The organism is Providencia hangzhouensis (assembly GCF_029193595.2).
Lineage (GTDB): Bacteria > Pseudomonadota > Gammaproteobacteria > Enterobacterales > Enterobacteriaceae > Providencia > Providencia hangzhouensis.
Genome location: NZ_CP135052.1, coordinates 342,231 through 356,706 on the forward strand (window position 1 = coordinate 342,231; position 14,476 = coordinate 356,706).

A 14,476-nucleotide genomic window follows, 5' to 3' on the forward strand; every position below is an offset into this window, starting at 1 on the left:
GCAAGTTAGGCGGATGAGGCCATATTGAGAGCCGTACGAATAAAACCGTTGTTATCTAAGAGTAGTTGACGTGCGTCATCGGCATTTAAACCCGATAACACCATTAAAATGGCAGTTTTGCAGTGCCGGTTACATTGTTGAAGGGCGGTCTCTGCGGTAGTTCGGTCGCAGTCGGTTGCTTCCATCACAATTTTAGTTTGTCTTTCAATGAGTTTGGCATTTGTTGCTTCGACATCGACCATTAAATTACCAAACACCTTTCCAATACGGATCATCGCCCCAGTGGTGATCATATTCAGCACTAATTTTTGTGCTGTTCCTGCTTTCATGCGTGAAGAACCGGTGACAACCTCTGCACCTACAATGGGAGTAATAGCAATATCTGCGGCATTGGCAATTGGGCTATTTGGGTTACAGCTAATGGCCGCTGTTGTTGCACCAACAGCCTTCGCGTACGCTAAAGCGCCTAATACATAAGGCGTTCGCCCACTGGCTGCGATACCAACTAACACATCATTATCATTAAATTGAATATCTTTGAGGTCTTGTTCACCCAGTTCAGGCTTATCTTCTGCATTTTCTACGGCACGGAAAATAGCTTGATGGCCACCGGCGATTAAACCCACAACTTGTTCATGTGGCGTCCCATAAGTTGGCGGGCACTCACTGGCATCAAGGATGCCTAAACGGCCAGAGGTTCCTGCACCTGAATAAATCAGACGACCGCCTTTTAAAAAAGCCTCTGCGACTTTATCAACCAGTTGGGCAATTTCAGGGAGCACTTTTTCAACCGCTAACGGAACGAGCTTGTCCTCATCATTAATGACCTTCAGCATTTCAGCCGTTGATAGTTGGTCGATATTAGTACTGGCTGCATTGCGGCTTTCAGTTACCATTTTGCTTAAGTCGATAGTCATAAAAATTGCTCCTAAATCAGTTATTGGGCTAATATAAGGAATTATTTATTCCTTATATGTGATTAACATCACGGTGCTATCTATTCTAACTTGTGAATATACAAGAATATTTTGTGATTAATTTTATAAGCTAAAGTCACGACTCTTTGAATTATAAGTATTATTCATCAGGTATCAGTGGCTTGATTGAGGAATAATTTATTATTATTTTTTTATCTATAGGTCTGGCTATTACAATTATTATTAGAGGTCACCATGACATTATTGGACATCATTACCTACTCACTACCGCGATTAGCGGAAAACCAACGCAAAATTGCCCAATTTATCCTTGAAAATCCCGAAAATGTACTAAATTTGTCGTCTCAGCAATTAGCGGAAATTTTAGATGTTAGCCAATCAGCCATCGTTAAGTTTAGTCAGAAAGTTGGCGTAAAGGGGTATCCCGCCTTGAAACTTGCACTTAGCGAGATTATTGGGCGCCAACAACTCAAAGATGGAGCGCCTCATTCTGCTCTACATAACCGTATTGCGCCTGATGATAACTTGATGGTTGTTGCTCAGAAACTAGCAATGGAAAAAAATCACTCCATTACAGAAACAACAAAATTGATTGATTTCAAGCAGTTTGAACGCATTGTTGAGCGAATAGACCAATCACAGCGAGTACAGATTGTCGGGATTGGTGGGTCAGGTTTAACAGCAAAAGACCTCAGTTACAAATTACAAAAAATTGGTATCACAACACTTGTGGAGTCAGACCACCATGTGCAAATTGCTGCGGCGCTGACTCTCAATACTCATGATGTACAAATCGTTATTTCTTTTACAGGAAGACGTAAAGACATGCTAACAGCAGCGAATATTGCGCGTAAGCAAGGGGCATGCGTCATCGCGATTACTCGTGATTGTGATTCCCCCTTGGGGCAACTTGCTGATTATGTTCTTGAAAGTATCGCGGAGGAAGATGAATGGCGTAGTTCATCAATTTCTTCAAGAACCGCACAAAATACGCTAACAGACTTGATCTTTATGGCGTTATTACAACGAAGAGAAGCGAAAGCGAAGTCGTTGGTTATGAATGCAAGAGTAGTAATTAATAAATTAGATGAATAGCTGGCGGCTTGAATTCTCATCGATAACTTTGCAATAAAACCTTATTTACGTTAAGACTAATATTATAAGTATTTTGATTTTAAAAAGTTAAAAGGGAGTTATTGATGAGAGCACTCATAGTTTATACGGAATTAACTGATGACGACTCCGTTATTAGCCATGCCGTAGCAAGACTCGCCAGTGAACTTAACGATGAGCACGTAGAAACCGTGATCATTCGTAATTTTGAAGATGGAATGGCATACATTCGGTCAAATACCAGCATTGACTGCTTGTTATATGGCCGTGATATGTCAGACAAGCAAGAACAAACTCAGGCACATCAGTTAATTACCCAACTTCACCGTAGGCAAGAAGATGTCCCCGTATTTTTATTAAGTGATCGTGAAGAAGCTTTGACGGCATTCGACCGCAAAATGATGGAACAAGTCGATGAATTTGCATGGATTTTAGAAGACTCCGCAGATTTTATTGCAGGTCGTGTCCTTGCCGCGATCATCCGCTACCGCGCCAATTTACTGCCCCCTTTGATGAAAAGTTTGATTAAATACAGTGATGTACATGAATATTCATGGGCAGCACCGGGGCATCAAGGTGGTGTTGGGTTCACCAAAACTCCCGCAGGTCGCATTTATCATGATTTCTTTGGTGAAAACTTATTTCGGACGGATATCGGTATTGAGCGGGTTGCTGTGGGTTCACTGTTAGACCATACCGGCGCATTTGGTGAGTGTGAAAGGAATGCTGCGCGTATATTTGGTGCTGACCAATCTTACTCCGTGGTTGTGGGAACATCGGGTTCGAACCGAACGATTATGCAAGCTTGTATGACAGATGATGATGTTGTTGTGATTGACCGTAACTGCCACAAATCTATTGAGCAAGGTTTGATCTTAACAGGGGCAAAACCGGTTTATATGACACCAAGCCGTAATCGTTATGGCATCATTGGCCCGATTTATCCTCAAGAAATGACACCCGAAGCGATTACTGAAAAAATCGCTAAAAATCCATTAACTTCGGATAAAATAGGCAAACGTCCTGCATATAGCGTCGTAACCAACTGTACTTACGATGGCGTGTGCTATCACGCACGTAAAGTACAGGATTTGCTGGATGAATCATTGGATAGAATCCATTTTGATGAGGCATGGTACGGCTACGCACGCTTTAACCCTATCTATCGCGACCACTTTGCGATGCGTGATGACCCTAGAAAAGACGATGAGCCCACCGTTTTTGCAACTCACTCTACGCACAAATTATTGAATGCACTTTCACAAGCTTCATTTATCCACATTCGAAATGGCCGTAATGCGATTGATTTTAATCGTTTTAACCAAGCCTATCATATGCATGCGACTACTTCGCCGCTATATGCAATTTGTGCCTCAAATGATATTGCCGCAGACATGATGGACGGTAATAGTGGGCGTTCACTCACTGATGAAGTCATCCGTGAAGCTATCGACTTCCGTCAATCACTGGGCTACCTATACAAAGAATTTATCAATGACGATGAGTGGTTTTTCAAACCATGGAATCAAGAAATGGTGAAAGACCCAGCAACAGGCAAGCGCTATGCTTTTGAAGATGCGCCTGTTGAGCTGTTGATGAAAGAGCAAAGCTGCTGGGTGATGAACCCTGAAGATAAATGGCATGGTTTTAAAGATATCCCTGAAAATTGGGCGATGCTTGACCCGATTAAGGTGAGTATTTTGTCGCCGGGAATGGGAGATGACGGTAAATTACTGGATAGCGGCGTCCCAGCCGCGTTAGTCACGGCATGGTTAAACCACTATGGTATTGTACCAACCCGCACGACTGATTTCCAAATTATGTTCTTGTTTTCTATGGGGATCACAAAAGGAAAATGGGGAACCCTGGTCAATGCGTTGCTGTCGTTTAAGCGCCATTATGACAACAATACGGCACTGAAAAAAGTATTACCTGAAGTGGTTGAAGCGTCTCCTGAGATCTATGGCGAGATGGGGCTACGTGATTTAGGCAATAAAATGTTTGTGTATCTACAAAAAAATAACCCAGGTGGCCAGTTAAATCAGGCTTATGAGCAACTCCCCGCCGTGATGATGAGCCCACGCGATGCCTATCAAGAAATTGTTGCTAACCGCGTTGAGGCGATTCCTTTAGATAAACTAGCCGGACGTATTGCCGCTAACTCGATTATTCCCTATCCACCGGGTATTCCTATGTTGTTATCAGGTGAAAGTTTTGGCGATAAAAATAGCCCGCATATCGGCTATTTGCATAGTCTTCAAGCGTGGGATAGCGAATTTCCGGGTTTTGAACATGAAACCGAAGGTACTGAAATTATTGATGGCCAGTATTATGTGATGTGTGTGAAAGAATAAGATTCAGTAATGATAAAAACGAAAAGCTATCAAAAGATAGCTTTTCGTGATTTTAATGGATTGTGATGTTTTATAACGAATTAATTTAATTCAAATTCACTGGTCATGGTTTCTAACTGCTCTTGCAGTTCCATCCACTCCATTTCCACATCTTCAAGAGCCGCTTTGTGTTCTGTTTGTTTTTTCAAACATTCCGTCAATTCGGCTTTCTTATCTTGTTCGTAAATGGTGGCATCAGAAAGTTTTGCTTCTAGCTCATTTAGGGCATTCGAGTGCTTATCCATTTGCTTTTCCAATTCCGTGATTTTTTTGCGGATCGGTTGAGTCAGTTGGCGGAACTCCGCTTCACGACGTTTTTGGTCTTTTCTATCTTGTGCCGTCACCGTTGCAGCGGCTGCTGGCTTGTCTTTTTCTTGTTGATCACGCGCTTGCTGTAATTCGAGCTTATTTTGCTCTGCCAGCCATTGTTGGTAATCTTCTAAATCACCATCAAATTGCTCTACAGAACCGCCGTGGACCAAATACAGTTCATCGGTAGTGGTGCGCAGTAAATGCCTATCATGGGAAACGACAACTAAAGCACCTTCGAAGGCCATTAAGGCTTCAGTAAGTGCTTGCCGCATATCTAAGTCCAAGTGGTTGGTTGGTTCATCGAGCAACAGTAAATTAGGGCGTTGCCAAACAATTAACGCGAGTACTAAGCGCGCTTTTTCCCCACCAGAAAAACGGCCGCTTGGGTCAGTAACTTGGTCGCCTTTAAAACCGAAGCCCCCTAAATAGTCACGTAATTGTTGCTCAGTTTGTTCAGGCGCAAGGCGAACTAGATGCTGTAGAGGCGATTCTTCAGGGTGCAAGTACTCTAATTGGTGCTGGGCGAAATAACCAAGTTTGATACCTTTTGCGAGGGAAATTTCCCCCTGTAACGGTGGCAAATCGCCCGCTAACATCTTAATTAATGTGGATTTACCTGCACCATTTCGGCCTAATAATCCAATACGTGAGCCTGGTACTAAGTTCAGCTTGATGGATTGTAAGATGACTTTTTCACCATAGCCTGCGCTGACTTTTTCCATTTTTAATAATGGATTCGGTAAGCTTTCTGGTTTACGGAATGAAAAATGGAATGGGTTATCCACATGAGCTGGGGAAACCATTTCCATTCTTTCAAGCATCTTAATGCGGCTTTGTGCTTGTTTAGCTTTGGTGGCTTGCACTCTAAAACGGTCAATATAACTTTGCAAGTGTGCAGCTTTAGCCTGCTGGCTTTCATATAGTGCTTGCTGCTGAGCCAGTTTTGTTGCGCGCTGACGTTCAAATGAAGAGTAGTTGCCCGTGTATTCGAACATGGTTTCTTGTTCGATATGCAGCACTTTATCAATAATCGGGTCGAGGAAATCCCTATCATGGGAAATCAAAATCAGGGTGCCTTGGTAGCTTTTTAACCATTTTTCTAACCAAATCACTGCATCTAAATCAAGGTGGTTGGTTGGTTCATCAAGTAGCAATAAATCTGAACGACATAACAAGGCTTGTGCTAAGTTCAAACGCATCCGCCATCCACCAGAAAATGATTTTACTGGAGAGTTTAATTGCGCTTGGCTGAAACCTAAACCATGTAGCAAACTGGCTGCACGGGAGCGGATGGTCCATGCATCAATGGCATCAAGTTGCTCATGAACCACAGCGATGGCATGGCCGTCATTTTTTTCATTGGCTTGTTGAAGTTTTTGCTCTAAAGCTCGGAACTCGCGATCACCATCAATCACATATTCAAGAGCGGGCACATCAAGGGCAGGGGTTTCTTGGTTCACCCATGCCATGGACCAATTGCTTGGAAAGGTTGCAGAACCTGCTTCAGCTTGTAATTCGCCTTTTAATAACGCAAGAAGTGTCGATTTACCGCAGCCGTTTTTACCCACTAAACCAACTTTTTGGCCGGGGTTAATAGTCGCAGTGGCATTGTCTAGTAGGACACGAACACCTCGGCGAATTTGGAGTGAAGAGAAAACAATCATAGCAACCGTCTATTAAAAATATGTTAGATTATCAACGTATATACTCTAAATAATTTACGGTGCTGTTAGGCGACAAGCACATGAGTCGCTAGGAGCCTAATTAAGTAGGTGACTAGTGCGAATGCGCGTAGTCAACAACACAGCAACGTGAAGTATGACGAGTATAGCAGGCAGCATGGTAACGGAAAATGTTCCGTCTGACACGCCTTTGAGGAGGGAAAGATGTCAAATACACCGAAAGTGCTGGTGGTCTACGCTCACCCGGACCCCGACGAATCGATGGCTAATAAGGCGTTATTGGAGGCAGTGCGTGATTTTGACCATGTGACTGTACACGATTTATACGCAATTTACCCAGATTATTTTATTGATGTAACCGCGGAACAAAAATTACTGTGCCAGCACGATATCATTGTTTTTCAACATCCTCTCTATACATATAGTTGCCCTGCGTTGCTGAAAGAGTGGTTTGACCGCGTGTTAACTCGCCGTTTTGCGACCGATGTAGGGTACCAAAAATTAAAAGGCAAATACTGGCGTTCTGTGATTACCACAGGCGAGCCTGTTCACGCTTACCAATATGATGGATATAACCATTATCCACTTACAGAAATACTTCGCCCATTTGAATTGACCGCATTAATGTGTGATATGCAGTGGTTGGAACCAACCATTATTTATGCAGCACGTCGGCAGCCTAAAGAACGATTTGAACAGATTATTGATGACTACCGTCAATGGATGCAACAGCCGCTAGGTGCGGGAGGGTTATCCTAATGTCAGAACTAGGGCTATTTGAATCCGTTATCATCTTCCTCTGCGCAGGGGTAGTCATGGTACCTATTGCACAAAAAATCCGCTTAGGTGCTGTACTGGGGTATTTGCTTGCCGGGATCATGATTGGGCCATTTGTTTTTGGCTTTATTCGTAATGTTGATGATATTTTGCACTTCTCCGAAATGGGAGTGGTGTTCCTGATGTTTCTCATCGGGTTAGAGCTAAAACCTTCTAAATTATGGGAGCTTAGGCGCTCGATTTTCGGTGTAGGTACGCTTCAAGTGGTTGTCACTGCGGCTATCATGGCGTCACTGTTGTTTTTAGCCAAATTTTCTTGGCAAGCTGCCATTGTTGGTGGATTAGGAATGGCGATGTCATCAACGGCAATGGCACTTCAGTTGATGAACGAAAAAGGGATGTCCAACAAAGAAAGCGGGCAACTCGGTTTTTCTGTTTTGTTATTCCAAGATATGGCCGTGATCCCAATTATGGCGCTGATCCCATTGCTAGCCGGGGACTCAGCAACCAGTGATTGGCAAAAAATTGGCTTGAAGATAGTGGCGTTCGCAGGTTTATGGGTAGTTGGCCGCTATTTATTACGGCCGATGTTCAGGCTTGCCGCTAAATCTGGCGTTCATGAAATTTTTACGGCTGCAGCGCTGTTGGTGGTATTAGGTTCCGCACTCATTATGGAAAGCCTTGGGTTTTCTATGGCTCTGGGAACCTTTATGGCAGGGGTCATGTTAGCGGAAACAGAGTTCCGCCATGAGCTGGAAATTAATATCGAACCGTTTAAAGGTCTGCTACTGGGGCTATTTTTTATCTCAGTAGGTATGTCATTGAATTTAGATGTGTTGTGGGCTTATTTACCACAAGTATTGATTGCTGTTGCGGTATTAGTCGCAGTCAAAGCGTTAGTGCTTTACGGACTGAGTTTAGCCGCTAGGCTTCGAAATGGAGCAAGAGCTCAATTTTCCGGGGTGCTTAGCCAAGGTGGTGAATTTGCTTTTGTGATCTATGCAACTGCTTTTGGTGCAAGTGTGATAAATGAACGGCAGATGGACTTATTACTGGTAGTTGTCACACTTTCGATGATGACTACTCCACTTGTGATGCAGTTGATAGATGCCTATTTAAACTACCGTTATAATCAACAACCAGCCTCGAGTGAAAAACCATTTGTAGAAGACAATGACCCACATGTTATTTTGGTCGGTTTTGGTCGCATGGGGCAAGTGGTTGGCCGCTTATTAATGGCGAATAAGGTTAAAATTACAGTACTAGAACAAGATGTTACAGCGATTAGTACCATGCGCCGCTACGGCTATACGGTCTATTACGGTGATGCACGTGAACTGCAATTATTGCGCTCAGCAGGAGCCGATAAAGCAAAATCTATCGTCATCACCAGTGATGTGCCTGAAGAAGTGATGGAAATTGTGCAAATTTGCCAAGAAAATTTCCCTAACTTACATATTATTGCACGTGCTAAAGGTCGCCTTGAGGCCCATGAGCTATTACAAAGTGGAGTGACTGATTTTAGCCGTGAAACATTCTCGAGCGCACTTGAATTAGGAAGCAAAGCGCTTGTTAGCACAGGGATGCATCCTCATAAAGCTTATCGCGCGAAGCAGCATTTTCGCCGTTTAGACATGAAAATGCTTAGAGATATTTACCCAGAGAATGAAAATAGTGACAGCGGGCAAATTTCACGCATTAAAGAGGCACGTCGTGAACTTAATGAACTCTTTGAGAAAGAAATGCAAAGAGAACATCGGCAGCCTCATAGCTGGAATAATGAACAATAAGGGTTAGAAATGGCTTCAACACGTAAACGCTTTATTGCCGGGGCGACGTGCCCTAAGTGCAAGTCACAAGACACATTAATGATGTGGCGTGAAGATAAAATTGATGTTGTCGAGTGTGTCAATTGTGGCGATCAGCAACGCCAAGCAGGGGATGAAGCAACGGGACATGTTAGGCAAAAAGAGCAGGTTATTGGAATTTTTACACCTGAATAATAGAAATTTGTCAATTCTCAATACATCACTATAGTTTTTCGGTACAATTGGCAAAAATTTTTCCCTTACGGGTAGTAGGAGATGTCATGAAAGTAGCAAAAGACTTGGTGGTCAGCTTGGCTTATCAAGTAAGAACAGAAGACGGTGTTTTAGTTGATGAGTCGCCAGCAAGCGCGCCAATGGACTATTTGCATGGTCGTGGGTCTTTAATTTCAGGTTTAGAAAAAGCATTAGAAGGTCGCTCTGTCGGCGAAAACTTCGATGTTGAAGTCGCTTCAGACGATGCATATGGCCAATACGATGACAACTTAGTTCAACGTGTTCCTAAAGATGTATTTATGGGCGTTGATGAGCTAGAAGTCGGCATGCGTTTCTTAGCTGACACTGACATGGGCCCAGTTCCTGTTGAAATTACAGGTATCGAAGGTGATGAAGTTATCGTTGACGGTAACCACATGTTAGCAGGTCAAAACCTGAAATTTAATGTTGAAATCATGGCTATCCGTGAAGCAACAGAAGAAGAAATCGCACATGGCCACGTCCATGGTGCAGGTGGTCACGACCATGACCACGACCACGAAGGTGGTTGCTGTGGCGGTGGCGGTCATAGCCACGGTTCAGAAGGCGGTTGCTGCGGTGGCGGTGAAGGTCACGGACACGGTCACAAACAAGGCGGCTGCGGCTGCCACTAATACTTCGTATTAGTGTTTATAAAAAAAAGGAAGCGAAAGCTTCCTTTTTTTAATTTAAAATCAATAGGTTTGCATTTTAAATTAATAATGTGGTGGCGGCGTTTCTTCTTCAGGCCTTGCTAAGTGAGAATCTTGGGATGATTTCAGCCTTTCAGCTACAATGCGTAAATGTTCCTGCAGACGGCTCATTTGCATTTGTTGGTCAGTAATAACCTGGTTTAGTTGTTCAATCGCCAGTTCTTGAAAGGCAACTTTACTTTCTAAAAGTTCTAGGCGTTGTTCAAATGTATCAGATGAGTCCATATTCGACTCTCCTTAAGCGTTTATATCGTAATTAAACCATCATAATAACTGAACATTACAAATCAATAGATAAGTTTTAGTTAAAGATATAGGCGACGAAACGACTTTTTGTTAATGTGGTCTCAGTAGTTATTATATTTTTTTAATACTCAATGGGGTAACGGGGTCTAAACTTAAAGAGCCCTACCCATAAAACGAATAGTTCGCTATTCGAATATAATCGAATAAAAGTTATCGGAGACTAGGATGAAATCACTGTTTAAGGCAAGCCTTTTAGCAACTACGCTAGCATTTACTTTTGCTGCTCCGCAAGTGATGGCAGCGGAAGCCAAAGCACAAAGCAGCGCATTCAAAAACGCAGAAGAGCGTAATGCGTATGCACTGGGTGCGTCTTTAGGCCGCTACATGCAGAATTCTTTAGAAGAACAAAAAACAATTGGTATTAATTTGGATAAGGCTCAATTACTCGCTGGTGTCCAAGATGCATTTAACGGCAAAAGCAAAATGACCGATGCAGAAGTTGAAGAAACATTGCGTCAGTTTGAAGGTCAAGTCAAAGAAGCTGCCGACAAAAAAATGAAAGAAGAATCAGCCAATAATGAGAAAAAAGGCGCTGAGTACCGCGAAAAATACGCGAAAGAAAAAGGCGTTGTTAAAACTAAATCAGGCTTACTGTACAAAATTGAAAAAGACGGTACAGGGGCGAAACCTAAAGCAGATGAAACCGTTGTGGTTCACTACAAAGGTTCTTTGATTGACGGTACTGAATTCGACAGCTCATATTCACGTAATGAGCCACTGACAATTCCATTAAATTCAGTGATTAAAGGCTGGACTGAAGGTTTAGTTAACCTGAAAAAAGGCGGCAAAATGCAGTTGGTTATCCCAGCTGAATTAGCTTACGGCGAAAATGGCGTGCCGGGTATCCCAGCAAATTCAACATTAGTCTTTGATGTTGAGTTATTAGACATCAAGCCTGCTGCTAAATAAGTCCTCACTAAGCATTAGCTAAGTGTATTTTGATGCCCAATGCATTCATGCCTTGGGCTTTTTTATATTTCTCATCAAAAAAACTCTCAAATTGTTTAAAACTTGTGATAAAACAGACTGTCTTGCATTCATTCGCTTGACGGCAACGCCGTGGAGTTTTAACTTCAGAAGACTCTATTTTATTTTTTATCATCACAATTGTTGGCTACAAACAAAGTAATGAAGGCCAAATAGTCGAATAATGAACGCCTTTTTAGTCAACAGGATGAGTTTTTACATTAGAAGGATGATGTTGAAATGTCTGATTCTATACAATCACACGACCTCAGCGATATTAACATATTGGATAACCAACCTTTTTCTGAGACAGACCATGAGATTTTAAAATCGTATGAAGCTGCTGTGGATGGTCTGGCAATGCTAATCGGTGGGCACTGTGAAATTGTTCTTCACTCTTTAGAGGACCTAAACTGCTCTGCAGTCAGAATCGCAAATGGCCAGCACACTGGGCGTAAAATCGGCTCACCGATTACAGACCTAGCGTTGAGAATGCTGCATGATATGGCAGACGAAGAATCGAATGTCTCGAAGGCTTATTTTACGAAAGCGAAAAGCGGTGATTTAATGAAATCCGTTACTATTGCTATTCGTAACCGTAAGCAACGTGTGATTGGCTTGTTATGTATCAATATGAACTTAGATGTGCCGTTCTCTGAAATTATTCAATCGTTTGTTCCAGAAACTAAGCAAGAAGTTACTTCAGATGTAAACTTTGCCTCTTCAGTTGATGACCTTGTCGCACAAACATTGGAGTACACAATTGAAGAAGTTGGCGGTGATCGTAATGTCTCAAATAATGCGAAAAACAAGCAAGTAGTTCTTAACCTATATGAAAAAGGTATTTTCGATATTAAAGATGCCATTAACCAAGTTGCTGACCGTTTGAACATTTCTAAACACACCGTTTATTTATACATTCGTCAATTCAAGAGCGGTGAATGAGTAATACAAATTCGTTAACCTACTGCTTAGTTGTGACAGGCCCTGCTTATGGTACACAACAAGCAGCGAGTGCGTATCAATTTGCAAAAGCCCTTCTTGAAGAAGGGCATATATTGAAAACACTCTTTTTTTATCGTGAAGGGGTTTTTAATGCGAACCAGCTTACGTCACCGGCAACAGATGAATTTAATTTAGTTTCAGCTTGGCAGGAACTGGCAAAACAATCTGGGTGCGAAATGCATATCTGTGTTTCTGCCGCATTGCGTCGGGGGGTTGTTGACCAAGAACAAGCGCAAAGTTTATCACTTCCAACGGCTAACCTTGCTGAGGGCTTTATCATGAGTGGGTTAGGAAGCCTTGCGGAAGCGATGATAACCACAGACCGGACAATTCAATTCTAAGAACAGCTCAATACAAGGTACCGTGTGAAAAAAATAGCTTTTGTCTTTACAACCATGCCCCATGGAAATGCCAGTGGCCGAGAAGGGTTAGATGCATTATTAGCAACTTCAGCACTGACAGAAGACATTCAGGTGTTTTTTCTCTCTGATGGCGTTTATCAGCTTCTAGCAAACCAACATCCCGCTGAAGTGCTTGCTCGAGATTACATCGTAACATTTAAAATATTGCCGTTATATGACATTGAAAAAGTTTATCTCTGCGGCTCTTCGCTACAAGAACGGGGGCTGGGAGAGCATTGTGAATGGGTTTTAACACCAACAATTCTTAGCAAGAAAGAGGTAAGCGCTAAAATAGCGGAATGTGATGTGGTGCTTAATTTTTAATCCATTGTGTGAATTTTGAGCTTGGGTTGTTTTTTGATCTATAGTAGGATCTTTTCTATGCTGTATACATTAGCAACATCTCCGTTTAAATGTGATTTTTCTACAATGGTAGGCTTTATTACGGCTGAAGATGTCGTTTTACTGATGCAAGATGGCGTGGTTGCGGCAGTCGCACAGTCGCCTTATCTTGTTGCACTACAAAAAACAGGGGCGCAGTTGTACGCTTTGGATGTAGACATCAATGCTCGTGGGTTGCAAAATACCCTATCAACCGCAGTTTCTGTAATCACATATCAAGGTTTTGTGAAGCTAACAGAAGTCCAAAAACAACATTTTGCCATATAAAGGCACTAAAAGTTGTATATTTCTTGACACCTGAGCCAGTCAGCAATAAAATTTCGCGTCCTCGTGTATCGTCATGTTGGCGAACGGGGTCAAAATCCGTGTTTACGAAGCAATAAAACCAGGAGCTTTTTTAATAATGGCAACTATTAATCAGCTGGTACGCAAATCTCGTAGCTCGAAAGTTGTTAAAAGCAACGTTCCAGCACTGGAAGCTTGCCCGCAAAAACGTGGCGTATGTACTCGTGTATATACTACCACTCCTAAGAAACCAAACTCAGCATTACGTAAAGTATGCCGTGTTCGTTTAACTAACGGTTTCGAAGTTTCTTCCTACATCGGTGGTGAAGGCCACAACTTGCAGGAGCACTCCGTTATCCTTATCCGTGGTGGTCGTGTTAAAGACTTACCAGGTGTGCGTTATCACACCGTTCGCGGCGCACTGGACTGTTCTGGTGTTAAAGACCGTAAGCAAGCTCGTTCTAAATACGGCGCGAAAAAACCTAAGGCTTAATGGATTTCCGTTAAGTAAGGCCAAACATTTTAATCTTAATGTCAAAATACTCTCGTAGAGTTTTGGACAAACCTGAATTAACAACGGAGTCATATCCATGCCACGTCGTCGCGTAATAGGTCAACGTAAAATTCTTCCAGATCCTAAGTTCGGATCAGAATTACTGGCCAAATTTGTAAATATCCTGATGGTAGACGGGAAAAAATCTACTGCTGAAGCAATCGTATATAACGCACTTGAAACCCTTGCTCAGCGTTCTGGTAAAACTGAACTTGATGCATTCGAATTAGCACTAGATAACGTGCGTCCGACTGTGGAAGTTAAATCCCGCCGTGTTGGTGGTTCAACTTACCAAGTTCCAGTTGAAGTTCGCCCGGTTCGTCGTAATGCCCTGGCAATGCGTTGGATCGTTGATGCTGCTCGTAAACGCGGTGATAAATCTATGGCGCTTCGCCTGGCAAATGAATTATCAGACGCTGCTGAGAACAAAGGTTCCGCTGTTAAGAAACGTGAAGACGTTCACCGTATGGCAGAAGCTAACAAGGCGTTCGCACACTACCGTTGGTAATTATTTCTTACCTACATTAGTGATGTATCTCAGGGTAGCCATTTGCTACCCTTTATATGAAG

At 42.6% G+C, this 14,476-nt stretch carries 16 protein-coding genes; 13 read left to right on the plus strand and 3 right to left on the minus strand.

The features are described from left to right. Window positions 1-5: 5 nt before the first annotated feature. A complete protein-coding gene (gene murQ / locus PZ638_RS01520) occupies window positions 6-917 on the minus strand; it encodes an N-acetylmuramic acid 6-phosphate etherase (protein ID WP_004262531.1) in 912 nt (303 codons plus the stop codon). 255 nt (window positions 918-1,172) lie between these two features. On the opposite strand from murQ, the gene PZ638_RS01525 reads away from it, so the two are divergent. Beyond that, complete coding sequence (locus tag PZ638_RS01525) at window positions 1,173-2,033, plus strand: MurR/RpiR family transcriptional regulator (RefSeq protein ID WP_004262528.1); 861 nt, start codon at window positions 1,173-1,175, stop codon at window positions 2,031-2,033. Between the two features lie 104 nt (window positions 2,034-2,137). After that, entirely contained in the window at window positions 2,138-4,405 is a 2,268-nt protein-coding gene (gene adiA / locus PZ638_RS01530; protein WP_144138779.1) for an arginine decarboxylase, read from the plus strand. Between the two features lie 80 nt (window positions 4,406-4,485). On the opposite strand, the gene PZ638_RS01535 is transcribed toward adiA, so the two are convergent. Further along, window positions 4,486-6,420, minus strand: a complete 1,935-nt coding sequence (locus PZ638_RS01535; RefSeq protein ID WP_206277682.1) for an ABC transporter ATP-binding protein — start codon at window positions 6,418-6,420, stop codon at window positions 4,486-4,488. 222 nt (window positions 6,421-6,642) lie between these two features. Between PZ638_RS01535 and kefG the strand changes: the two genes are divergently transcribed. From kefG to slyD, 4 genes are all read left to right on the plus strand, one after another. Continuing rightward, on the plus strand, window positions 6,643-7,197 hold the full coding sequence (gene kefG / locus PZ638_RS01540; protein WP_136135504.1) for a glutathione-regulated potassium-efflux system ancillary protein KefG: 555 nt from the start codon (window positions 6,643-6,645) through the stop codon (window positions 7,195-7,197). Continuing rightward, the gene (kefB, locus tag PZ638_RS01545; RefSeq protein ID WP_004262513.1) at window positions 7,197-9,005 is read left to right on the plus strand and encodes a glutathione-regulated potassium-efflux system protein KefB; all 1,809 of its coding nucleotides are present in this window, start codon (window positions 7,197-7,199) and stop codon (window positions 9,003-9,005) included. The genes kefG and kefB overlap by 1 nt, the downstream gene beginning before the upstream one ends. Before the next feature lie 9 nt (window positions 9,006-9,014). After that, window positions 9,015-9,218 carry a YheV family putative zinc ribbon protein gene (locus PZ638_RS01550; RefSeq protein WP_004262510.1) on the plus strand — a complete coding sequence of 68 codons (204 nt, stop codon included), beginning with the start codon at window positions 9,015-9,017 and terminating at the stop codon, window positions 9,216-9,218. Between the two features lie 86 nt (window positions 9,219-9,304). Next, entirely contained in the window at window positions 9,305-9,910 is a 606-nt protein-coding gene (gene slyD, locus PZ638_RS01555) for a peptidylprolyl isomerase (RefSeq protein ID WP_004262508.1), read from the plus strand. 81 nt (window positions 9,911-9,991) lie between these two features. Here the strand turns inward: slyD and PZ638_RS01560 are convergent, their stop codons facing one another. Further along, window positions 9,992-10,213 (minus strand): SlyX family protein, encoded by a 222-nt coding sequence (locus PZ638_RS01560; protein ID WP_004262507.1) that lies wholly within the window; start codon window positions 10,211-10,213, stop codon window positions 9,992-9,994. Window positions 10,214-10,459: 246 nt separating this feature from the next. Between PZ638_RS01560 and fkpA the strand changes: the two genes are divergently transcribed. The 7 genes from fkpA (at window position 10,460) to rpsG (ending at window position 14,414) form a co-directional block, all read left to right on the plus strand. Continuing rightward, window positions 10,460-11,203, plus strand: coding sequence for an FKBP-type peptidyl-prolyl cis-trans isomerase (fkpA, locus tag PZ638_RS01565; protein ID WP_004262506.1), 744 nt, complete (start codon window positions 10,460-10,462; stop codon window positions 11,201-11,203). Window positions 11,204-11,500: 297 nt separating this feature from the next. Further along, entirely contained in the window at window positions 11,501-12,205 is a 705-nt protein-coding gene (locus PZ638_RS01570; protein WP_004262503.1) for a helix-turn-helix transcriptional regulator, read from the plus strand. Then, the gene (gene tusD / locus PZ638_RS01575; protein WP_115166426.1) at window positions 12,202-12,606 is read left to right on the plus strand and encodes a sulfurtransferase complex subunit TusD; all 405 of its coding nucleotides are present in this window, start codon (window positions 12,202-12,204) and stop codon (window positions 12,604-12,606) included. The genes PZ638_RS01570 and tusD overlap by 4 nt, the downstream gene beginning before the upstream one ends. 24 nt (window positions 12,607-12,630) lie before the next feature. Then, complete coding sequence (gene tusC, locus PZ638_RS01580; protein WP_004262499.1) at window positions 12,631-12,990, plus strand: sulfurtransferase complex subunit TusC; 360 nt, start codon at window positions 12,631-12,633, stop codon at window positions 12,988-12,990. A 57-nt stretch (window positions 12,991-13,047) separates the two neighbouring features. Continuing rightward, window positions 13,048-13,335 carry a sulfurtransferase complex subunit TusB gene (gene tusB / locus PZ638_RS01585; protein WP_036958589.1) on the plus strand — a complete coding sequence of 96 codons (288 nt, stop codon included), beginning with the start codon at window positions 13,048-13,050 and terminating at the stop codon, window positions 13,333-13,335. A gap of 136 nt (window positions 13,336-13,471) precedes the next feature. Next, on the plus strand, window positions 13,472-13,846 hold the full coding sequence (gene rpsL, locus PZ638_RS01590; RefSeq protein WP_004265905.1) for a 30S ribosomal protein S12: 375 nt from the start codon (window positions 13,472-13,474) through the stop codon (window positions 13,844-13,846). A gap of 97 nt (window positions 13,847-13,943) precedes the next feature. Further along, entirely contained in the window at window positions 13,944-14,414 is a 471-nt protein-coding gene (gene rpsG, locus PZ638_RS01595; RefSeq protein ID WP_004262486.1) for a 30S ribosomal protein S7, read from the plus strand. The last annotated feature ends 62 nt before the right edge of the window (window positions 14,415-14,476 follow it).